1 tRNA gene is annotated in these 294 nt (G+C 52.0%); it reads left to right on the top strand.

Features of this window, described 5'->3' with window-relative positions:
* Positions 1-40 precede the first annotated feature (40 nt).
* Positions 41-112: transfer RNA gene (locus AACV31_RS19165), tRNA-Gly, on the top strand.
* Positions 113-294: the final 182 nt, after the last annotated feature.

The raw sequence follows: 294 nt of genomic DNA, 5'->3' as shown, positions 1-294 counted from the left end.
CAGTAGGTCACCAGTTCGATTCCGGTAATCGGCACCATATGCGGGTATCGTATAATGGCTATTACCTCAGCCTTCCAGGCTGATGATGTGGGTTCAATTCTCGCTGCCCGCGCAAGCTATCTGACGAAACGTTGATAAGAGCTTCATGCTCTAAGTGAGTTACCCCAGAAGTCGTCGTCTTTGTTAAGACAAGAGTCACTTCGCTTCTGTGGGATTAGCCCCGCTTCGGCGGGGCTTTTTTTATCCGCTTCCTCAGGCTCGCTTCGGCGGGCCTTTTTCATAACTGCGCCACGC

This window comes from Cronobacter sp. EKM101R, assembly GCF_963888145.1.
GTDB lineage: Bacteria > Pseudomonadota > Gammaproteobacteria > Enterobacterales > Enterobacteriaceae > Cronobacter > Cronobacter turicensis.
The sequence above is the reverse complement of the archived record's forward strand: the minus strand, read 5'-3'. Positions and strand labels throughout refer to the sequence as shown.